This is a genomic window from Parahaliea maris, from assembly GCF_008064665.1.
Classification (GTDB): domain Bacteria; phylum Pseudomonadota; class Gammaproteobacteria; order Pseudomonadales; family Halieaceae; genus Parahaliea; species Parahaliea maris.
Genome location: NZ_VRZA01000002.1, coordinates 897,638 through 918,052 on the forward strand (window position 1 = coordinate 897,638; position 20,415 = coordinate 918,052).

The 20,415-nt window shown below is 60.4% G+C and carries 18 protein-coding genes and 1 pseudogene; 7 read left to right on the forward strand and 12 right to left on the reverse strand.

Annotated elements, in window-relative coordinates:
• Positions 1 to 145: 145 nt before the first annotated feature.
• On the forward strand, positions 146 to 1,660 hold the full coding sequence (locus tag FV139_RS08300) for an SGNH/GDSL hydrolase family protein (protein ID WP_148067917.1): 1,515 nt from the start codon (positions 146 to 148) through the stop codon (positions 1,658 to 1,660).
• Here FV139_RS08300 and FV139_RS08305 read toward each other — a convergent pair whose 3' ends face one another.
• On the reverse strand, positions 1,661 to 3,292 hold the full coding sequence (locus tag FV139_RS08305) for a thioredoxin domain-containing protein (protein ID WP_148067918.1): 1,632 nt from the start codon (positions 3,290 to 3,292) through the stop codon (positions 1,661 to 1,663).
• A 162-nt stretch (positions 3,293 to 3,454) separates the two neighbouring features.
• Here FV139_RS08305 and FV139_RS08310 point away from each other — a divergent pair, with 162 nt between their 5' ends.
• Positions 3,455 to 4,363 carry an oxidoreductase gene (locus tag FV139_RS08310; RefSeq protein WP_148067919.1) on the forward strand — a complete coding sequence of 303 codons (909 nt, stop codon included), beginning with the start codon at positions 3,455 to 3,457 and terminating at the stop codon, positions 4,361 to 4,363.
• Positions 4,364 to 4,388: 25 nt separating this feature from the next.
• Here the strand turns inward: FV139_RS08310 and FV139_RS08315 are convergent, their stop codons facing one another.
• Positions 4,389 to 5,249: a DMT family transporter gene (locus FV139_RS08315; protein ID WP_148067920.1), complete on the reverse strand. Its 861-nt coding sequence runs from the start codon at positions 5,247 to 5,249 to the stop codon at positions 4,389 to 4,391.
• Positions 5,250 to 5,373: 124 nt separating this feature from the next.
• On the opposite strand from FV139_RS08315, the gene FV139_RS08320 reads away from it, so the two are divergent.
• On the forward strand, positions 5,374 to 6,348 hold the full coding sequence (locus FV139_RS08320; RefSeq protein WP_148067921.1) for a potassium channel beta subunit family protein: 975 nt from the start codon (positions 5,374 to 5,376) through the stop codon (positions 6,346 to 6,348).
• A 107-nt stretch (positions 6,349 to 6,455) separates the two neighbouring features.
• Positions 6,456 to 7,322, forward strand: a complete 867-nt coding sequence (locus FV139_RS08325) for a PhzF family phenazine biosynthesis protein (RefSeq protein WP_213004055.1) — start codon at positions 6,456 to 6,458, stop codon at positions 7,320 to 7,322.
• A 154-nt stretch (positions 7,323 to 7,476) separates the two neighbouring features.
• On the opposite strand, the gene FV139_RS08330 is transcribed toward FV139_RS08325, so the two are convergent.
• The 6 genes from FV139_RS08330 to FV139_RS08355 form a co-directional block, all read right to left on the reverse strand.
• The gene (locus tag FV139_RS08330) at positions 7,477 to 8,865 is read right to left on the reverse strand and encodes a sugar porter family MFS transporter (RefSeq protein WP_148067922.1); all 1,389 of its coding nucleotides are present in this window, start codon (positions 8,863 to 8,865) and stop codon (positions 7,477 to 7,479) included.
• Between the two features lie 51 nt (positions 8,866 to 8,916).
• Complete coding sequence (locus FV139_RS08335) at positions 8,917 to 9,564, reverse strand: 2-hydroxychromene-2-carboxylate isomerase (RefSeq protein WP_148067923.1); 648 nt, start codon at positions 9,562 to 9,564, stop codon at positions 8,917 to 8,919.
• Positions 9,565 to 9,687: 123 nt separating this feature from the next.
• A complete protein-coding gene (locus FV139_RS08340; protein ID WP_213004056.1) occupies positions 9,688 to 10,671 on the reverse strand; it encodes an NADP-dependent oxidoreductase in 984 nt (327 codons plus the stop codon).
• 51 nt (positions 10,672 to 10,722) lie between these two features.
• Positions 10,723 to 11,775 carry a Dabb family protein gene (locus FV139_RS08345; RefSeq protein WP_148067924.1) on the reverse strand — a complete coding sequence of 351 codons (1,053 nt, stop codon included), beginning with the start codon at positions 11,773 to 11,775 and terminating at the stop codon, positions 10,723 to 10,725.
• Entirely contained in the window at positions 11,772 to 12,431 is a 660-nt protein-coding gene (locus FV139_RS08350; protein ID WP_148067925.1) for a nitroreductase family protein, read from the reverse strand. Before FV139_RS08350 ends, FV139_RS08345 begins: the two co-directional genes overlap by 4 nt.
• Before the next feature lie 72 nt (positions 12,432 to 12,503).
• Positions 12,504 to 13,376: an SDR family NAD(P)-dependent oxidoreductase gene (locus tag FV139_RS08355; protein WP_148067926.1), complete on the reverse strand. Its 873-nt coding sequence runs from the start codon at positions 13,374 to 13,376 to the stop codon at positions 12,504 to 12,506.
• 146 nt (positions 13,377 to 13,522) lie between these two features.
• Between FV139_RS08355 and FV139_RS08360 the strand changes: the two genes are divergently transcribed.
• Positions 13,523 to 14,572 carry an AraC family transcriptional regulator gene (locus FV139_RS08360; RefSeq protein WP_148067927.1) on the forward strand — a complete coding sequence of 350 codons (1,050 nt, stop codon included), beginning with the start codon at positions 13,523 to 13,525 and terminating at the stop codon, positions 14,570 to 14,572.
• Positions 14,573 to 14,581: 9 nt separating this feature from the next.
• Here FV139_RS08360 and FV139_RS08365 read toward each other — a convergent pair whose 3' ends face one another.
• The 3 genes from FV139_RS08365 to FV139_RS08375 form a co-directional block, all read right to left on the reverse strand.
• Entirely contained in the window at positions 14,582 to 15,418 is an 837-nt protein-coding gene (locus FV139_RS08365; protein ID WP_148067928.1) for a hypothetical protein, read from the reverse strand.
• 133 nt (positions 15,419 to 15,551) lie between these two features.
• Positions 15,552 to 17,702 carry a PQQ-dependent dehydrogenase, methanol/ethanol family gene (locus FV139_RS08370; protein ID WP_187276453.1) on the reverse strand — a complete coding sequence of 717 codons (2,151 nt, stop codon included), beginning with the start codon at positions 17,700 to 17,702 and terminating at the stop codon, positions 15,552 to 15,554.
• A gap of 198 nt (positions 17,703 to 17,900) precedes the next feature.
• Positions 17,901 to 18,200 carry an SET domain-containing protein gene (locus FV139_RS08375; protein WP_148067930.1) on the reverse strand — a complete coding sequence of 100 codons (300 nt, stop codon included), beginning with the start codon at positions 18,198 to 18,200 and terminating at the stop codon, positions 17,901 to 17,903.
• Positions 18,201 to 18,368: 168 nt separating this feature from the next.
• On the opposite strand from FV139_RS08375, the gene FV139_RS08380 reads away from it, so the two are divergent.
• Positions 18,369 to 19,577, forward strand: coding sequence for a DUF3089 domain-containing protein (locus FV139_RS08380; RefSeq protein WP_148067931.1), 1,209 nt, complete (start codon positions 18,369 to 18,371; stop codon positions 19,575 to 19,577).
• Between the two features lie 236 nt (positions 19,578 to 19,813).
• Positions 19,814 to 20,134: a 2Fe-2S iron-sulfur cluster-binding protein gene (locus FV139_RS08385; protein WP_148067932.1), complete on the forward strand. Its 321-nt coding sequence runs from the start codon at positions 19,814 to 19,816 to the stop codon at positions 20,132 to 20,134.
• Positions 20,135 to 20,304: 170 nt separating this feature from the next.
• Here FV139_RS08385 and FV139_RS21220 read toward each other — a convergent pair.
• Positions 20,305 to 20,415: pseudogene (locus FV139_RS21220) on the reverse strand (electron transfer flavoprotein subunit alpha/FixB family protein); the annotation flags it as partial.

Below are 20,415 nucleotides of genomic sequence, written 5' to 3' on the forward strand. Positions count from 1 at the left end.
GTTCAAACGTTTCACCTGGGCAAAATTTAACCCCTCCGTCCCCTTTTCAAACCCTCCGCCCCCTTTTCACTCCGTTCTCTTTTCAAATCCCGACTAAACTCCTATCAGTTATCGGCAGGTACTGATCACGCCAGGGAGATCCACCATGGACAAGATTGAAAACAACGCCGTGGATTACATCGCACCCAAGTCAACACAGCTGTTGCTTGGAGTCAGTGCCGTTGTACTGTCCGCCCTGCTCTTTCTCACGCTCCCGGCACAGGCAGCAAAAGGGGGAAATGGTAGTGGCGGCAATGACACAACCTATACCGTGGGAGGCAGCGTGACCGGACTCGGGGCCGGTGGCACGATCTCACTGCAGCTTGACGGCACTTTCAGCGAATCCATAAACAAGAGCAACGGACCGTTTACATTTGCCGCAACGCTTGCCAGGCGAGACAGCTATACCGTCACCGTCACAGCACAACCCGATGGCGTTAATTGTGCCGTCACCAACGGCTCCGGCACCATTAACAAAAAGGACGTGACCAATGTCACCGTCACCTGTTCCGGAGACCCGGTTGTGACGACCTACAGCGTCGGCGGTGTGGTCACCGGGCTGGAGGGCAACCTGGTACTGGACAACCTGGGAGAAGAGATTAGCCTGGGTGCTGACGGGATCTACGTCTTCCCGACCGAGCTCGCCGACGGGGCGAGCTACAGTGTCACGGTTTCCCAGTCGCCGGCAGGACAGAGCTGCTCGGTGGTCAATAGCTCTGGGGCCATTGCCGGCGCGGACGTGACGGATGTCAACGTTACCTGTGAGACCCCGGTTGCCAGCTTGGCCCATTTGGAAGGTGCCGGGGACAGTATCATGCGAGGCTACAATGCCTCCTGCACGGGGAACACAGGCTTCTTCGACCTCTTCTGCTATGCAGGGGGCGACCAGGACCAGCATTCCTTTCTCGACGGCTCAAGTTCATCCGTCTTCAGCCTTCTTGACCGTTATATCTCCCTGCAGGGTAATTTCAGTGGCAGCAAGGCCGCATCGATGTCCGGCTCTGAGATGACAGCACTGGACAAGAACAATTTCGCTACCCAGGCTGCAGCGATCGTAGCGTCGACCGCCCAACCGACGGTTGTGGTCGTCGAACTCGGAGGGAATGACCTTTGCAACCGAAGTTCAGGCGCGGACCTCTACAGTGATGAGGAATGGCGTACGGCAGTTCAGGCCGGGCTGGATGTACTGGTCAACCAGCTCCCCGATGGATCCACCGTCTACCTCTCCAGTGTGCCCAGGGTACAAGATCTCAGAAGCGTGGGGCTCGCCAAACAGTCGGCAGAAAGCGGGGTCAATTGCGAGTCTTTCTGGGCCAGCTACGACGTCTGCACCATCGCGACGGCGAACGACACCAACTTTGATGCGCTGCAGGAGCGTCAGCAGGCCTACAACGAAATTCTAGCCGAAGAGGCCATCAGCTATAACACCACAGCATCCACTACGGGTGTGGAAGTTGTGGCTGAATATCAGGCTGTACTGCTCAATAGCTCAACCCCCGCCGTCGGTAATTACGGCTTTGCACCCAGCGAAATCAACGGTGGCGACTGCTTCCACCCGAGTATTTCCGGCCAGAACAAGTTGTCGGAGATCCTGTGGAACAACAATCCATTCGTCTGGTGATCAATTCTCGAACCGGTAGGTCAGGTGATGCGCAAGGCCGCCCTTCCGCATCACCCTTAACCGCACCTCATCCGCTGACTGCAGCGCATTCCATAGCGGCTTGTCACCCTCGTGCATCGGCTTCTCATTCACCAGTACGATGACATCGCCCTCCTCCAGCCCCAGCAATTCGTAAAGACCGCCAGGAGCAATGGTTGCGACCCGCAGCAGGTGATAACCGCCTGCGGTCAGTGGTACCGGCTCCAGATCGGCCTCGAGTGCGGCCACGTCGGACATCCGGACCAATACCTCAGTGCGATCGAGAGTGACGGGCACACCCCGATGGGGATACTGCAGCGCCGCCACCTGCTCCGGCTCCGCTGGCTCAACTACGCCTGAGTCATTGGTCGGCAACTCGGGCGGTCCGTCGAAACCTACCCATTCGGCAACACCACGATTCAGTATTTCAACGCGGTCCCGCGCAATACGCCGCACGGTCACCTCGCCCCCCAGAGAATCGCCCTCTCGATAAAACCCTGCCGCTTGCCGAGCCCCGGCCGGCGCAATTGCTGCAAGGCCGAGTCCCGGTGTAGCCGAATACAGCAGTCCCGTGACCTGTAGTGGTAGCACGGAAAGTTTATCCGCTGATGCCATCCGGGGTGATGCAAGGTCCAGGCGCTTGAGTTCAAGCTCAATCAGCCAGACCAGATGCCACGGCTCAGGCTGGCTTCCGGCGTAGAGCCCGTTAACGAATACAGCCGGTACGGAATTCACACCGATTTCTCTTGCCAACTCGGCATCCGACCGTACCTTGCTCCGGTTGACGTGTTTCTCCATGCAGGCGGTAAATTGTTCCTCCGATAGCCCTGCTCCGCGACTGGCTGTAAGAATACGCCCCTGGTCGGGAGGGCCCGACCCGGCGAACATCAAATCGCGAAACTGCCAGTATCGGCCTTGCTCAAGGGCACAGAAACTTGCCTCTGCGGCCTGCGAAGCGTAGCGATGAAATGGAAGAACCAGTTCCCGGTCGTATGACTGCACCAAGCCGGCATACAGAGGGAGAACGTGGCTCAATTGCTTCTGCAAGCGCAGGCAGTGGGACGACTCGAGGTTACAAAAAGCCCCTATTTCAATGGGAAACTCGCCCTTCGGGCGCACTCGCTCTGACCCTGCCACACGATCTACCCGGGGTGGTACCGGGGGTTGCAGATAGATCTCTGCGACACGCTCCTTGGCCCCGTTCGTATCCAGGCCTTCCAGCAATCTGGCTTCTAGCGTGCCGCGCAGCAGGCGGTACCTTTGTAAATCGATGTCATGCAGGGAGAGACTCAGCGCCTGCTCGACATCAGTCAGCGCAATGTCACTGCCTGCTATTGCACCGACCACGCCCGGTGCTGAGGGGCTGCCTGACGCCGGTACCTGTGCGCCCGGAGTCTCCTGTGGGTCGCAGGCCATGGCGGCGAGCATAACCGGAAAGATCCACATCACTCTCAGGACACCGCTTGCCTGTCGCCTGCCCATTTTCATTGCCTGTTTATCGGCTAACACACTTAAAATACTTATCACCCGGTTTTTCAGGATGCCGGTCAATATTAACCCACCAAAAGTAGAACACCAGCTGCATGGAGCCGGGCTGGTAATCCAGTTCGACACCTCATCTTGACTGCTTAGGCAATCATTCTTGAATACTCTGGCGCGCGCTTCAACAACCTATACAATACTTCGTTGTATGCCAGTGCAGCAGCCCGATACAGGACTGGTGCTGTGGCCGGGGATACCCTCGCTTGTAGTCACAATGCCTGACAGGAAAACCCAGTGAGTACTAAAACAATTGTCGTTACTGGCGCCAATGCCGGTATTGGTTTTGAAGTATCACGACATTTCGCCCAGCGCGGCTTTCGTGTGGTCATGGCCTGCCGCAATATGGAAAAGGCACTCAAGGCACAGCAGGACATTATCGCAGCGTACCCTGAGGCAGATACCCTCGTCATGCAGCTGGATGTATCCAACCTTGACTCTGTACGCAGATTCGCAGAGGCTTTGGCGGCACAGGTCGGCTCACTCGATATCCTGGTAAACAACGCCGGCATCGTGGCCATTCCGCTGGAGCGCAATAGTGACGGTCATGAAATGCAGTTGGCCACAAACTATCTGGGAGCCTTCTCCCTGACCGGCCTGCTACTCCCAATGTTCAACAACAAAGCGGGCTGTCGCATCGTCAACGTCGGCAGTCTCGCTCATCGCCTGGGCAAACTGGATGTTGAAAACCTCAATTGGCAAGCCTGGGAATACGACCAGTGGAAGGCCTACGCCCAATCCAAGTTGGCGATGATGAGCCATACCCTGGAGCTTAACCGCCGCCTCAGCGAAAACGGCAGTCCGATAATCGCCCTGGCCGCTCACCCCGGTTTTGCCAACACCAACATTCACCAGAACAGCCCCGCCCTCTCCAAAGAGCGCAAGGGTCTCAGTAAATGGATTCATGGCACGCTCGAGCGGCACATACCGTCCGCCCAGTCTGCTTCCCGGCCCATTATCCTTGCCGCCGAGGGAAGTGACGTCTCTGGCGGTGAGTACTACGGCCCTGGCGGATTTCTCGAAATAGGCGGCAAGCCTGCCAGGGCCACCATCAACAAGGCGGCGCGCAACGCCGAAACTGCCACTGTCCTCTGGCAGGCATCGGAACAGCTGACGGGTGTCAGCTACCTGAGCGATGCCAGGTAGCCGACTGCGAACATTCCCGGTGTGGCTATGCCCTCCCTCTTTGTGTATTGAGAATAAACAGTAAAAGTCCGCCCAGCACGGCGAGCGAAGCGCCGGCAAACCTGAGCGTCAGCGCTTCCTCCAGCAACAGGACCCCTCCAAGAGCGGCAATGACGGGCACGCTTAGCAGGACGGTGGCGGCCGTGGTGGCACGCAGCGCCGGCAGCACCGCATACCACAGGGCGTAACCCAGTCCGGAAGCGATAGCTCCGGAGGCAATGGCATAGGCCACACCCGCGGCGCTCCACGATTCCTCTCGTCCATTCGCAGCGAGGAAGAGGATTAGCGCAAAGGGCACACAGCGAATGAAATTTCCCGCAGTGGCAGACGTCGGCTCACGCGCTCCCCGGCCACGCAGCGAGTAGATGCCCCAGCCGGCGCCAGCTGCGGTCATCAGAACGGCCCCGAGAGCTGACGGCGCCTCCACACCAGGAAGTACGAGCCAAACCAGTCCGGCAGCGGCGAGGAGAGCACCCTCGACCTGCTTTGTGTTGAGTCGCTCACCTGACCATAAGCCGTAAGCGATCATGGTGATCTGGACTGCCCCAAAAAGCAGCAGGGCACCACTTCCGGCGCTGAGGGTGAGATAGGCGAAGGAGAAGCCAGCGGCATAAGCGAACAGCGCTGCACTTGAAATCCAGTCGCCAGCAACCTGGAACTGTCGCTGCCTGACGACCACCAGAAGCCAAAGGAACAGCGCTCCTGACGCAATTCGGACGACAGTAAAGCTCGCTGCGCCAATGCTCCCTGAGGCCAGGGCCTCCCGGCACAACAGGGAATTCGCAGCAAACGCCACCATGACAAACGAGGTGAGGCCGGCGTTTCGAATGATGGATTGGGTGGCCATGAATACGATCCCGGTTGAGGCATACGCGTTCAGGTAGCCGGTACAGGGCAGTCAACCACGTTCTGGTCTAGAGTCAAGGTACACGTTTACGCTGACTGTACTGTTGCAGACGGAAGAGGCCTCCATGAACTATCGCAGACTGGGCTCCGCTGGCTTGAAACTGTCGGAGCTGTCATTTGGCTCCTGGGTGACATTCAACAAGCAGGTAGACAAAAAACTGGCCGAGAGGATGTTCGGCATCTGCTTTGATGCCGGCGTGAACTTCTTTGATAATGCGGAAGGCTATGAACGCGGCCAGTCGGAAATCGTGATGGGGGAGGCACTCAAGCGCCTGGGCCGCCCGCGGGACAGCTACTGTGTTTCATCCAAGGTGTTCTTTGGGATACACAGCCATCCCCTGCCCTCACAGGTCGGACTCAGCCGCAAGCACGTCACGGAAGCCTGTCACCAGGCGTTGCAGCGGCTCCAGGTCGACTATCTGGATCTCTACTTCTGCCACCGTGCTGATCCCGACACCCCGATCGGCGAGACGGTGTGGGCTATGCACAACCTGGTCACACAGGGCAAAGTGCTGTATTGGGGTACGTCCGAATGGACGGCGGATGAGATTATCGAAGCGCACCGCTTTGCTGCAGCCAATCACCTGACGCCGCCAACCATGGAGCAACCGCAGTACAACCTGCTGGACAGAGAACGCTTCGAGGTCGAGTACGCACCGTTGTATGAGCAATACGGCATGGGCACGACAATCTGGTCGCCGCTGGCCTCCGGTGCTTTGACCGGCAAATACCTCGAGAGCATACCTCCCAACTCGCGGGCGAGCCTTCCCGGCTATGAATGGCTGCGGGAGCGCATGGTCGAGAGTGAGCGCGGGCAGGAGCGCATGGCGAGGGTTCGGCAGTTGTTACCCCTCGCCGAAGAACTGGGCACCACCCCTTCGAAACTTGCCATCGCGTGGTGTTTGCTCAACCCCAATGTCTCCACCGTTATCCTCGGCGCATCGCGGGTTGAGCAATTGGAAGAGAATCTCGGGGCCGCTGAAGTCGTGCCAAAACTGGACCCGAGCATGAGAGAGAAGCTCGCCAGCCTCGCCGGCTAGGTTGATGCCGGCGCCCCGTTTTTCCTTTCCGAAGGAACAAACCGTCTGGTTGCGAAAATCACATCATTCGCACTACCCTGAAGCGAAACGTTAGGGAACCCAGGAAAATGCCCGTCGATTTCGAACAAATAGATGCCTTCAGTCACCGGCCACTATACGGTAACCCTGCCGCTGTCGTCTTTGATGCCGATGACATCCCGACTGCGACCATGCAGAAGATCGCCCGGGAGATGAACCTGTCGGAAACGGTATTTATCCTCCGGCCCACCACACCCGAAGCGGATTACCGGGTGCGCATCTTTACCCCCTTGAGTGAACTGCCATTTGCGGGTCACCCGACCGTAGCGGCTTCGCATGCCGTACTGACCCGGTTTCCTGAAAAGGCGGAAGCGACCCTGCTGCGCCAGGAATGCGGTATCGGCATCGTCCCGGTAGAGGTACTCCCCTCTCCGTCCGGTGGCAAGCTGTTGCGCATGACCCAGGCAAAGCCTGAATATCGGTCCGTCGGTATACCCCGTGAGCTGATGGCGAAGATGCTGGGGTGCAGCGACGAGGCGCTGGCTGAGACACCCTTCGAAGTGGTCTCCACCGGAGTGCCCTGGTTGATTGTGCAACTCTCACGGTTCGCGGCGATGCCTGGGCTGGAGCCCGACATGAGCCTTATCGCCAGTGAGTGTAAAAGCGTGGGCGCCGCAGGCATCACCGTGTTTGTCGAGCGCAGTAACGGCGGGCCGGTGCGTATTCGGGTACGAACCTTCGCTCCCGGTGAAGGCGTCAATGAAGACCCGGTCTGCGGCTCGGGCAACGGATCGGTTGCCGCCTATATGGCCAAACACGTGGATTCAGGTCAATCCGCGGGCCACTACCTCGCGGAGCAGGGTATCGAAATTGACCGCGATGGCATCGTCGATGCGTCCTGGAGCCGGGCAGGAGACGACCTGCAGGTGAAAATCGCAGGTGAAAATCGCAGGTGAAGCGGCCATGGTGGCCAGGGGTCAGTTACACTTCTAGATTAGCGGTGCTGAAGCGCAGCAGCGTTCACCCGATCCCGGCAAATGGCGCAGCATTGCGGGCCGGTCGCTCAACGTAAACAACAACCTGCGAGAACGCCCGGCTCGGAATAGCCGATCACCAGACAGATTCCAGTTCCTCCAGCGTCTTGCCCCGGGTCTCCGGGATCATGCTCGCTACCAGCAGCACGATGAGCAGAATGCAGCCCATGAAAAACCAGTACGGCAGGCTGCCGAACCAGGGCGCCTGGCTGTTGACCTGCGATTCCATCGCGATCGGGAATGCCTGGGCCACGAGGTAGTTGGATGCCCACTGTACCGCCACCGCGACCGACATTGCGACACTGCGGACCGCGTTGGGAAACATTTCCGACAATAACACCCAGACTACCGGCCCCATGGACATGGCAAACGAGCCTATGAACGTGAGGATGCCCACCAGCGACAGCAGGCCAACCTGCTGGGTCATCAGGGTGTAGTTCAACAGGAGGAAGCCCAGGAACATGCCGCCGGAGCCAATGTACAGCAAGGGCTTTCGCCCTAACCGGTCGATGAGCGCCATCGCCACGAAGGTAAAGAGCAGGTTCACACTGGCCAGAAGAATCTGTTGGGCGAGAACATCTTCCTTGCCGAAGCCGAGCGCCCGCTCGAAGATGTCAGCGCCGAAATACAGCACTGCGTTGATGCCGGTAAACTGCTGCAATGCGGACAGTGCCGTTCCCACAAGAACAATCGGCAGCAAGCCACTGCTCAGCAAGCTCGCTGCCTTCTCACGTTTCCGGGATTCGGGATTTTCCGCCGCAATGGATTGGTTGATCTCCTCCAGTTCCCTGTTGGCGACGACCTCTCCGTGCAGGGCGACCAGCACCGCATAGGCTTCGGTATTGCGCCCTTTCAGCGCCAGCCAGCGGGGACTGGGGGGAATGAAAAGCAACCCCAGCAGGAACAGCGCGCAGGGTACCAGTTCCGACCAGAACATCAGCCGCCATCCGAATGCCACGTTCTCCGCCTCGGAACGCGTGTTGCCGATGAGATAGGTGGCTACGAACACCACGAAAAAGCCGACGACGATGGCCAGTTGGTAGAACGAGACCAGCCTTCCGCGTTTGCTGGCGGGCGCCACTTCGGCAATGTACATCGGGGCGTTGATTGACGCGATGCCAATGCCAAGACCGCCAATGACCCTGAACATGACCAGTACCGTCACTGATTCCGGCAGCACGCCCGGCAGCCCTGACCCCCAGGCGGACACAATGAAGAGCAGCGCGGAAATAATCAGCGAATGCTTGCGCCCCACCGCCGCGCTGAGTTTGCCGGCCAGGGCGGAACCTACCAGGCATCCCAGGAGCGCGCTGCCAACCACCCAGCCCTTGCTCGCTGGCGTGAGCTGGAAATACTGGCTCAGATAATACTGGGAGCCGTTGATGACGCCGGTGTCGTAGCCAAACAGAAGCCCGCCAAGGGCTGCTACCATGGTGATCGGCAACAGGGATGTGGTTCGATACACAGTGGCACTCACTCCTTGATGGCTACACTTTGCGGGCGAAAGATTTGAACATCATCGACGCTGGAGTCCTCGTTGCTGCATGCGCCAGACAAGGCAGTCGATGCGGTCCTGCCCAAAGAAGGGATCACCCTCGAACACCATCAGCGGAACGCCCCAGTGCCCCGCAGCCGCCTGTTCGGCCTTGTTCTGCTCCACCAGTGCATCAAGGCGTCCTGGATCTCGCGCCACTTCCGCTTCGAGGGCTTCAAGGTCGAGGCCCGCACGCGATACCGCACCGCTCAGGTGGTCACCTTCATTCCATTGCGGTGTGCCGCTCCAGATCAGGCGAGAAACCTCGTCGATAAATGCCAGCCCCCTGCCCTGCTCCGCCGCGACGGCACCGAGCCGCAGCAGACGAAAAATATGTGGCTGCTCAGGCGCAATCTTGCGGGTTTCCATGTCCTGTACGATCGGGTCAGGGTTGGGCATGCCCAGGGGGATATCCAGCATCTCAGCGAGCCGGACAACGTCCATGAGGGTGTAACGTATCCAGCGGGGGTCCGAGCGCTCGAAGAACTGCGGGTCGCGCACCGCCAGTGGGGCGACAATTTTGACATTGATGTCGACCTCGTACTCCCGCGTCAGCGCAACCAGGCGTGGGGTCGCCAGATAGGAATAGGGACTGCGGAAGGACCAGTACAGGTCGATGGCCAGGGGCATGGGATGTCCTCCGGGGCGCCAACACCCCAAGCGTACACAGGCCGCGCGCGATTTTATTGAAGTGAGGCGCGGCGCCTTGTGGCAGCTTAACAGCGCACTCCCGAAGGAACCACTGCTACCTCCTCAATCCCCCGAGACTTTCAGTACCATCTTGCCGCGATTATGCCCGCTCTGGAGAATCTCGTGGGCTGCGGCTACGTCCTTCAGGGCGTATTCCCTGATCGGCGGCATCCTGACTTCGCCGCTGACGACCAGTTGGGCGATGCGTTCCAGGGTTTCGGCGCAATGGCTGTCGTCCATGGTGGAGAATACCCGGTTTACCCCGCGGGCAGCTGCCTCCGCCGCCGCAGCGGGAATGTCACCATCGTCCACCAGGGTGGGTATGCTGACAAAGGTGCCGCCATGGCGCAGCAGGTCCAGCCCCCTCGGCAGGGTACTGACACCCACCGCGTCCATCAGGTAGTCCAGGCCCTGCGGGGCCCACTCGGCAATTGCCTGCCCGATATCCTCGCTCCGGTAGTCAATGACCCGCTCCACACCCAGGTCCTTGAGATAGTCGACGTTGGCCGTTGAACAGGTCGCCGCGACCCGCGCCCCGGCGGCGCGTGCAAACTGGACCGCGAAACTGCCGAGGCCACCGGAACCACCGTGAATCATCGCCAGCTGCCCGGCCTGCAAACCACCGCGGTCAAACAGCCCCTGCCAGGCGGTCAGTGCGGCCACCGGCAGCGCGGCGGCATCACGAAGCGCCAGCCCTTCAGGCACGAGGGCGACGCGGTCTTCCGAGGCAATGGCGTATTGCGCATAACTGCCCTGCCCGCCCTGACCGTGATTGGTCGGCGTGAAAACGCGGTCGCCTTCGCTGACGCGGGTTACCCCCTCGCCGACCGCAGCGACGACGCCGGCCGCGTCGAAGCCAATAACATAGGGGAATATGTAGGGGCGGTACTGTTCCAGGTAACCCTGGCGGTTTTTCCAGTCGGCGGGATTGATGCCCGCATAGGCCACTTGCACCAGCACTTCACCGGGTCCCGGGTCCGGGGTGGCAATTTCCGCGTATTCAAACACTTCAGGGCCGCCGGTCTGGCGGATTATCATGGCGAACATGGTCTCTCCTTGTAATGGTAGGCGACTGGCAAAATGCCAATCCGGGTGAGTTCATCTCTCACCCTTTAGCAATTCGTTCGCGAGAACACTCGACTCGACACTGCAGAATGCGTGGGATATCTGTACGTCGACAATCTGGTCACCCGACTCCGGGTCAAACCAACGGTCGATATGGGCCCAGTGATGAGGGTGGGTCATGTAGGGACCAGTCAGCCCCCCGACATCGGCAAAGTCCTGTTCCCAGACATACGTCCAGGGGGGGACGTCAGATCGATTCCAGGCGGCCGGTAACGCTCTGCTCAAGCGCCAGTTTACAATCGCCGGCATGTGCCGCGGCATTTCCAGCAGGTCGCGCTCGAAGTTTGCAGCCGCTTCGGGGGCGGTTCCTGGTAGCAGGCGGAAGTAAGCGGTGCGTTTCACTCCACCGCTGATCCCGGGCGCCCTCAGTCCGCCGCCGAGGTAGTCTAGCGCAAAGGCGTGCACGGCCCTGCAGTGTTCAGCCAGCGCAGGGAGTACCATTTCCCGCCAGGCCCGACTTTCCCGCGCCGTTTGCGCGGCACTGCCATCGGTGAACAGCAGGTCCCAGGTGTAGTGGCCTGCGGCATATTCTGGCGCCAGATTGCGCCCGAGCACTGCTTGCTCCAATCCCGGTACATCCTCGGTCGCTGTACTCAACAGAGCTTCCAATGCCTCAGCTTTCTCAGCCGCTGCCAATGCGAGCTGCGCGGTTTCCCGGTGAAATCTGACGCCTGTTGTACAGCCGACGGGCTCGCCGACGGCCGGCAGTTCAGCGGCGCTCTGCCCTGTCAGGTAGGTCCGCTTGCGCGACAGGCATATCCCGTCCACCGCATCCCAGAAGGTATAGACCTCCGGGCAGCCCGATTGCGCACGCATCCCCCACCAGGCACCGGCATCGGCCACCTCCCAGCGCAACCACAGGGTCAGCGGACCCTCGGCGGTAATGACCGGAGGCGAAACCTGCTTCGATTGTAATTGCAGACCACGCGCCGCCGCCCCGGGCAGGTACCGTGTTTCCAGCAGTGTTTCGAGTACCGCAAGTTCATCGGGTGCGACCACAATCTGGTCCAGTACGGTGATGGTCACGAGCCCTTTCTCCAATGATTCCAGTGGGTGATGTCCTCAGCAGGCATGCGCCGGGCGCGTTTGAAATCACTGCCCAGGGTATAGGCAACAGGGAACAGGCCCGCCTGGGTGGTGGACGTAGGGGGTATGCCCAGGCACTCCGCCATCTCTGCCGCCCGGTGCAGGTGCACCGTCGTCCAGGCGGAACCCAGTCCCCGGGACCGCAGGGCGAGCATGAAATTCCATGCGGCAGGCAGTATCGAGCCCCAAAGACTCGCCTGGGTAAAGAGATCGCCGCCCTCCACCCTGCCCTCTATGACCGGAATTACAATGGCCGGTACCTCGTGCAGGACACTGGCCAGATACTCGACCGAGCCGGCGATGCGCTGCTGGTCCGGCCCGGTGAAATCGATACCGCTCATCCAGCCCGGGCTCTCCACCTGGGCAGCCATCCCTGTGCGATAGATCGCCGCGACATCAGCCCTGGTCCGCTCGTCGTCTATCACGAGCCAGTGCCAGAACTGCTGGTTGGAACCATTCGGTGCCTGAATGGCCAGTTCGATGCACTCGGTCAACAAGTCGCGTGGGACCGGCCGGGAGAGATCAAGCCGCTTGCGTACCGAACGGGTCGTTGCCAGCAAGTCGTCGAGGGACAAGTCGAGTTGCGGATAACTCATGAACAGGCGCTCACCAGACGCTCCGCCCGCTGCGTCCTGGACTCGCCCCCACAAGGCACGACAGTTTGCACACTATTCACCGCGGGGAATGATGGCAGGATTGGCGCAGTCCGGAATAGTAGGCGGTGGCAGTTTTTCCCGACCATCCAGGCTGTAGACCGCGAATCCCATCGCGTCAGGGAAGTGCAGACTATGGGTAATCAGGCCGCTGCGCTCCCGGGCCGGCAAGTGACAGAGGGCGAGTGCCGTCTCCGCCAGGTACTCGACCGGCTCGGTCGGGTACTCCTCGGGGATATAGACATCGGCGCCCGGCGTGGAAATCGCCGTGCTCGGCGCGACCAGGTTCACTGCGATATTGTCATCTAGCAGTTCCGCCGCCAATCCGACGGTAAACCGGTTGAGGAAGGCCTTGGCCGCAGCATACACGGTTGCGCCACCGTGGCGGGCGAACTCGTCATAGCGGTCAGCCGGTAGCTGAGCCGTGACGGACCCGACATTGACGATCCACCCCGCGCCGCGATGACGCATCTCGGGAATCGCCGCCTGGGCCAGCTTGATGGGCACACGCTGGTAGTGATTGAAGGTCTGTTCCAGGAACTCGTCGTTCATGGTCTTGACCGGCGCATACCGGGCAAAACCGGCGTTGTTGACCAGGATATCCAGGCCGCCGGCTGCCTCCACGGTACGGGCCACGAGGGTGTCGCGCTCAACGGGATTGTCGAGATCCGCCGCCAGCGGGAGGGCTTTGCCGCCCGCTGCTTCGATGAGGCCGACGGTTTCCATGAGTGTGCCAGGCAGGGCGACTGAGGTATCGAGGCTGCGAGCGGTCACCACCACCGTCGCGCCGGCGGCCGCAAGGCGCTGCGCGATGGCTCGCCCAATACCCCGGCTGGCACCGGTGATGAGGGCGATTCGCCCGTCGAGAGGGCGCGTCGAGAGATTCATGTCTGCTCCGTTATTGGCATTATCCAGATAGGGGAAATGATAGGCGCGTAAGGCCGCAGGGGCGAAGGGTATCTGTGGTCAATCTACCGGACTATACTGCTCACTGACCGCGCATTTCCCGGTGACAATAGCGATATGAGAGAGCTGTGACGCCACACGATTTCAGCAACGAGGTACCGGGTAGTTTTGCGATTCCCCTGCTCGAGGACCTGGACACACTGGGGAGCGACCTCGACCAGCTCTGGCAGCGGGCGGCGGTGACCGCGCCGCGCCAGAGTGTCATGACCGGCCGGACAGCTGCCCTGCCCGCTGCCGAGTTTACCCGCCTTTATCGCTGCTGCATGGAAGAACTCGAGCGTCTGTCCTGCCTCGACCAGGGTATACGCCCGATGGGTAGAGGTGCGGTCAACATGCTCTGCTATGCGGTCCTGCCCTGCCGAACACTCAGGGAGATCATCGGGCGCGTCATCGAGTTCAACGACGCCATGGAAGACCGGGGGGGCGAGATATCCCTCGAAGAGAGCGGCGACACGGCGGTCTTTTCCATGCAGGTACCGCGTAAACGCTACGACAACCCGGCCCTACTGGTGGATATCACCGGGCTGTACTTCTACTTCCAGTTGTTTTCCTGGATGGTCAGCCGTCGTCTTCCGCTAAGCGAGGTTGGGGTTGTCTACGGGAAACCAGGCAAGCACTACCCACTGATGGAACTGTTTGAACGCCCTGTGAGTTTTGGCGCTGTCGCCAACCGTCTTGCCTTCCCGGGTGACTGCCTCGACTTGCCAAGCACCCGCTCACTGACCGAACTCGAGCGAATCATCGACCACTTCCCCTTCGACCTTAGCGCGGGCGCAGCCTCCGGCAGGGCCTCACCGTCGCAGATCCGCCTGCTGATCCTCGATGCCATCCAGAGCCGGCGCGAAGTGCCCGCCCTCGAAACAGCAGCCCAACTCTTCCATACGAGCCCGGCGACACTGCGGCGCCGGCTCCGTGAGGGAGGGACCTCCTACAGCGAGATCCGGGCTCAATGCCAGCGCGAGATCGCCGAGCGACTACTGTCTAATCGGGAGTTGTCCATCGAATCGATTGCCGAACATGTGGGCTTTGGCAGCGACAGGGCCTTTCGCCGGGGCTTTCACAGCTGGACCGGGCTCAGCCCTTCCGAGTTCCGGGAGGGACTGGCCAGCAAGCGCTAGCCTTGACGGCTAGCCGCGCCAGGCGTTTTCAGTCCAGGCCCAGCGCGCGCCATCAACCGGGGTGATGTTCAGGGCCGCGCGCACGTCCTCCAGGGGCCAGGCAAAGTAACAGCTCCAGTCAGCCAGTGGCAGGGGTCGTTTGATTGCCTGCGCCATTTCCAGGCCGCTGGCGATCGATTCCATAAACGCGGTGGTCACCGCGGGATAGTAAAGTGACGTCCGCATCATCCAGCTGCTACTGAGGTAGGCGTGAACGAAGTTCAGCAGGCCGGCGAGCTCCGGGGAGAAGTAGCGGGCGTTGAGCTGCATGTACAGGTACATCATGCCCAGTTCACCTGCGGGATCGGTACCAAAACCGGTGACGAGGTGCTCGACATCGTGCACCAGCGTGCGCTGGCGGTTGTAGAGTTCGAAATCGGAGCTCGGTTTCAGGTCGCGGAAAGCCGGCACCTGCTCGAAGCCTGTTTCACGGTAGAAGGCGTACACCACTGCCCCCAGGGTGCCCTCTGGATACTCCACTGCGGCTTCCAGATCCAGCAGGGTCTGCTCGTTGCGCTCCAGCCAGGCACTGAAATCACCGTTGCAGGCCCGCTCCTCTCCCATGATGCCCTCGACCTCCCGGGTATCGAGGAGGCGGTGAAACTCGTTCATCACCTCCGGCACCAACTGCAGCACGCCGACATCCTCGCCATTGCGACGGAGAAAATCCTGGGCCACCAGGTCCCGTAACAGCGGGCTGTTCAACCATTTGGAACCGCTGCTCAGCAGGCTCGAAGCGCCGGTAACCGCAACCTTCCCTTCCTTGTAATAGGCGTCCTCTGCGGACGACATCTGCAGGTTATCCACGACAAGCTCCTTGCGACAATGCAATCTGACAGTCGCAACAAGCAGACCACGATCAAACGCCAGGCGGAAGGACTGCCCCCTGCAAGTTGCCGGACAGAATCGCTCAGAAGGGGTGCGAACGGTTGTTATACGCCTATTCGTCCCCTCCGCTTTGCGCTGCCGGGCGCAGGAACCAGGCCAGTGCCCGGGCGCTAAGATCGGCAAGCTCATCCTTCAGGTCGGCCCACCAGCCGGTCTCCGTGCGCAGGGCAAGATCCTCATGTGCCCGCTCGATGACAAAAGCGTGAATCTTTTCGACATCCGCCGCATCGAGGACATCATCGAACCTGGGCATGCCCGCCTGCTCCATCAGCCCTTCCAGGACCACAGCCTGGAAGTTTTCATGCCACACCGGTTCCAGGTAGCGCATGTCGGGTACCGAGCCGTCGCCGATGGCATTGGCGCCGTGGCAGCGTGCACAGAAGCGATCAAACAACTGGTGTCCGGCTGCGATGTCTTCCTCCCTCATGGCGGTCCGTGCTGGCGGCAAGGGACGTTCCGGTGGCACCCACGCGGGCAAGGTGGCGTTACCTTTCAATTTGAACGCCATGATCCGGTTGTTGGGATTGCCGGTGTGGTAGTTCTGGCCGGTATTGCTGGTCAATACCCCGCCGCGTCCGACCGCAACCGCGATGTACTGTTCGCCATCTACCGCGTAAGTTACCGGCCCCGGGAGCACACTGTTCTGAGTGTTGAACGTCCACACCACACTGCCATCGTCAGCCCTTACTGCCAGCAGTCGGCCGTCGGAGGTGCCCTGGAACACCAGGCTGCCCGCAGTGGCCAGAACGCCGCCATTGTGGACATTGGGGTGCGGCAACTTCCAGGCAACTTTAGCCCGGGACACATCCCAGGCCAACAGGCTGGCCTTGGGCAGGTGCTGCATAAACGCTTCGGTAAAACGCTGCGAGGCCGGTTCACCGCCGATTTTATAGCCGGTATTGAAATGCCGCTTCAGGTGCTTGTAATCAGGGGCCGATATCTCATCGAAGGGCATCCCCATGTCGAGCTCGGGAATATAGAGGTAGCCGGTATCCGGGCTGTAGGCCATGGGATGCCAGTTATGTCCGCCCATGGCCGAGGGAAAGACAAAAGCGGATTCGCCGTCGTAATCCTGTCCCTCCACCTCCACCGGCCTGCCGCTGTCCATATCGTAGTGACTGGCCCAGCTGACGGTGGTGTAGGCCTCCGCCGACAGGAGCTCTCCGTCACGGCGATCGATCAGGTAGACAAAGCCCGCTTTCGGCGCATGCACGATCACCTTGCGAACCTCGCCATTCCAGTGAATGTCTGCGAGTGCGATCTGCTGGGTTGCCGTGTAATCCCAGGTTTCTGCGGGTACTTCCTGATAGTGCCAGAGATACTCGCCGGTATCGGGGTCGAGCGCCACCACCGAGCTCAGAAAGAGGTTGTCTCCGCCCCCGGGACTGCGCAAACGCCGGTTGTGGGGCGCCCCATTACCTACGCCGATGTACAGCTGGTCCAGTTCCGGGTCGTACACGATGGTGTCCCACACCGTGCCGCCACCGCCGTATTTCCACCACTGGCCGTTCCAGGTAGCAGCCGCCTGTTCCATCGCCGCGTTCTCGAAGCCATCGGCGGGATTGCCGGGGATGGTGTGGAAACGCCAGCGCATTTCACCGGTCTCGGCGTCGTAGGCACTGACGTAGCCGCGGGTACCAAACTCACTACCGCCGTTGCCGATATACACCAACCCCTTGGCCACCCGTGGGGCACCGGTAATCGAATAGGCTTGCTCAGGGTCGGTGGTTTGTACTGACCAGCGTTCGGTGCCACTCACTCGATCAATCGCGACCAGGCGCCCGTCGAGAGTGCCCAGGAACAGGCTGTTGTTCCAGACAGCCATACCGCGATTGATCGCGCCGCAACAGGCGGTGATGCTCTTCGCCCTGGGTACATGGGGGTCAAATTTCCAGATGAAAGCGCCCGTAGCGGCATCGACCGCGTACGCGGTGCTCCAGGCGTCGGTGAAATACATCACCCCATCGACCACAAGCGGCGTCGTCTCCGTACCCAGGTGGTTATCGGACTCGAAATACCAGGCAAGCCCCAGAGAACTCACTGTCTCCGTATTGACCTGCCCCAACGGAGAGAAGCGCTGCTCGAGATAATCCCGCCCGTAGCTCAGCCAGTTGTGTGGTTCTTCATCGGCTGCGAGCAGGCGTTGTCCCGAGACGGGCAGGGAAACTTCCCCTGCCCCGGCCGACGACGCAATCGCGCCCATGAACAGAAAAACAAGCGTAAATATTCTCTTACCAAAGCATTGCATGCAGTCAGGTACCCCGGTCGCACGCGGCGAGCATCGTTATTATCGGTTTGAAAACTCCCGATTATATCGGCAGCCCTGGGAGACGCCCGCGGCCCGGTGGGCACGGGAGTCTGTTCTTCCATACCCGGGTGAGAGATTTTCAGTGCTGAGGCGCTACTCCCACTCCTCACCGTAATGGTGAGTGAGTTCCTCCCCCTTTTTGATGTTGCGCAGGGCAACCACGGAGAAATCGTCGTAGTAGGCGACATTGGGTGACGCTGCGTGGTTGATGTACTTCAGGCAGCAGGTGACCTCGTAGAGGTCCTTGTCATCGATCCACAGGGTGTAGTCATTGGGTTTCTTCACCGGTTCCCGTTCGCAATAGCCCAGCACAGTACCCTTCCTGATGCCTACTGTTGTAAATAAGCCCTTTCCGTGTATATGGCTGTTGCGAACAACGAGTTTGTCTTTCAAGAGGAACCTCGGCTGGCGATTTCAATAGGAAGCCAACGAGTACAGCACAGACACCCCGCCTGACCAAGCTCTTATCGCAACGGGTCCCGTCATAAAACCTTCACAGTCACCGTCCCCGCACGCTGTTAGACTGCATTTGTTACGTCGTCATGACATTTGCATGAATTTATGCGGAAGTTTCCCAGAACATTACTGATCCTGGCGCTCGCCAGCGCGCTGGCCGTGTCCGTCCTCAAGGTCTGGGGCGAGGACCTGCTCGTCTATTACATCGAGCCGAGCGAACCCTTTGACAGTACCATCCTGGCCGCTCGCCCCGACTACGGCGACGATCGCTTCTGGGCGGCGCTGCCAGACAAAGCCAGCGCTGCGCAATTGGTGCCTGAGGGACTTCCGGATCCCGCAGGCCCGCGCCAAGCCGACGTGTTCTATATCCACCCGACGTCCTACATCAGCGGCAAGACCTGGAATTCACCGCTGTTTTCCGACTCCCGGGCTTGGGAGATGGTCGACGTGATCCTTGGCGCCCAGGCCAGTGCCTTCAACCTGTGCTGTAATGTCTACGCACCCCACTACCGACAGGCGGCGCTGGCCAGTTTTCTGGCATTTGACAGACCCGACGGCGCAGCAGCGCTCGATCTTGCCTATGCCGACATCGCCAGCGCCTTCGAGGAGTTCCTCGCACGCATCGGGGACCGTCCCTTTGTCGTCGCCAGCCACAGCCAGGGGACCTACCACGCCCTGCGCTTGCTGGCGGAACAGGTGGATGGCCGTGCGATCCAGCAGCGGATGGTGGCCGCCTATCTCGTGGGGTACTGGCTCCCAATGGACACCTTCGGCCGCACCATGAAGCACATCGAACCCTGCAATGCCAACAGCGACATTGCCTGCGTCCTGCACTGGTCGACTTATGGCGAGCACGGCGTGCGACGCAACGGTGTGCCGCACTGGTATCCCGGCGGGGCAGAACTCTCCGACGGTAAACCGCTGCTGTGCAACAATCCCCTGAACTGGCAGCGCGAAGGCCGCCGGGTGCCGGCGTCAGAGCATCCCGGGGCTCTTTATGTCGCCCGCGGCGGCGGCCTGCTGTACGATCTCCTCAACCTGCCCACGGATATCGAACTGAAGCAACTGCCTGCACTACTGCCACACTGGACCTGGGCGGAATGCCGGGACGGGTTGTTGCACGTGGCGGAGCAGGTCAACGGTCCCTTCGGAGAATTTAACAGCGACCCCCGACAGGACTACCATCTCGCCGACTACAGCCTGTTTTACCAGTCGATTCGCGAAAACGCCTGGGAGCGGGTAGCGCGTTTCGCCGCGCAATACAGCTACCATCCCTCCCCCTCCGTTCCCGACGGACTGCGCTCCCGCGATTAATTCACCGCGAGCCCCGTCACGGGCGACCGGGGCCCACGCCCACAACCCGTCCCATCCTGGCTCCGGTTCGAGCAATTCCACCTGAAACCCTGGATTGTGGTCCTGTCACAGGGCGGTGATCGAGTTATCATGCGTAGTTCTGCCGACTGCGGTAGCAACTTTACCGACGAGTCCGACGATATCCGGCAGGTATTCAGCCTGCCCTGAACTCAACTCTGTACAGGAACCACACCGACATGCCATCCATTACCTTCATCAGCCACGACGGCGTCGAAAAGGAAGTTCACGTCGCCCCGGGCACCAGCGTCATGCAGGCGGCCATCGACAACGCTGTCAGCGGTATCCTCGCAGATTGCGGCGGTGCGTGTAGCTGTGCGACCTGCCACTGCTACGTAGACGAGGCCTGGAAAGAGAAGGTTCCCGCCGCCGAAGACATCGAAGCGCAGATGCTCGATTTCGTAATGGATCCTGAAGAAAATAGCCGCCTGAGTTGCCAGATTGTGGTCAGCGAGGAACTTGACGGTCTCATCGTACGCCTGCCCGCCAGCCAGATCTGAGCGATTGGGCGCTCCAATGGCGTGGAATACGACGCCTCCACGTTAGCCCAGGAAACCGCGTCCTGTTTTTCCGCCTACCTGCAGCAGGCACAAAAAAACCCGCATCTTCCGATACGGGTTTTCCCTAATCCCGGGGCGCGCCCGGGTTCAATCCTGAGGTGAGAGGAAGCTTACAGCTTGCCTTCCAGCTCCGGCAGCGCGTCGAACAGGTCAGCCACCAGGCCGTAGTCCGCCACCTGGAAGATCGGGGCGTCCTCGTCCTTGTTGATGGCGACGATGAC

Bases quoted from the DNA above. Each gene is read 5' to 3' on its own strand.
- FV139_RS08300 (WP_148067917.1), top strand. From the start codon at position 146: ATGGACAAGATTGAAAACAACGCCGTGGATTACATCGCACCCAAGTCA.
- FV139_RS08380 (WP_148067931.1), top strand. From the start codon at position 18,369: ATGCGGAAGTTTCCCAGAACATTACTGATCCTGGCGCTCGCCAGCGCG.
- FV139_RS08315 (WP_148067920.1), bottom strand. From the start codon at position 5,249: ATGGCCACCCAATCCATCATTCGAAACGCCGGCCTCACCTCGTTTGTC.
- FV139_RS08320 (WP_148067921.1), top strand. From the start codon at position 5,374: ATGAACTATCGCAGACTGGGCTCCGCTGGCTTGAAACTGTCGGAGCTG.
- FV139_RS08325 (WP_213004055.1), top strand. From the start codon at position 6,456: ATGCCCGTCGATTTCGAACAAATAGATGCCTTCAGTCACCGGCCACTA.
- FV139_RS08350 (WP_148067925.1), bottom strand. From the start codon at position 12,431: ATGAGTTATCCGCAACTCGACTTGTCCCTCGACGACTTGCTGGCAACG.
- FV139_RS08340 (WP_213004056.1), bottom strand. From the start codon at position 10,671: ATGTTCGCCATGATAATCCGCCAGACCGGCGGCCCTGAAGTGTTTGAA.
- FV139_RS08355 (WP_148067926.1), bottom strand. From the start codon at position 13,376: ATGAATCTCTCGACGCGCCCTCTCGACGGGCGAATCGCCCTCATCACC.
- FV139_RS08370 (WP_187276453.1), bottom strand. From the start codon at position 17,702: ATGGGCGCGATTGCGTCGTCGGCCGGGGCAGGGGAAGTTTCCCTGCCC.
- FV139_RS08385 (WP_148067932.1), top strand. From the start codon at position 19,814: ATGCCATCCATTACCTTCATCAGCCACGACGGCGTCGAAAAGGAAGTT.
- FV139_RS08335 (WP_148067923.1), bottom strand. From the start codon at position 9,564: ATGCCCCTGGCCATCGACCTGTACTGGTCCTTCCGCAGTCCCTATTCC.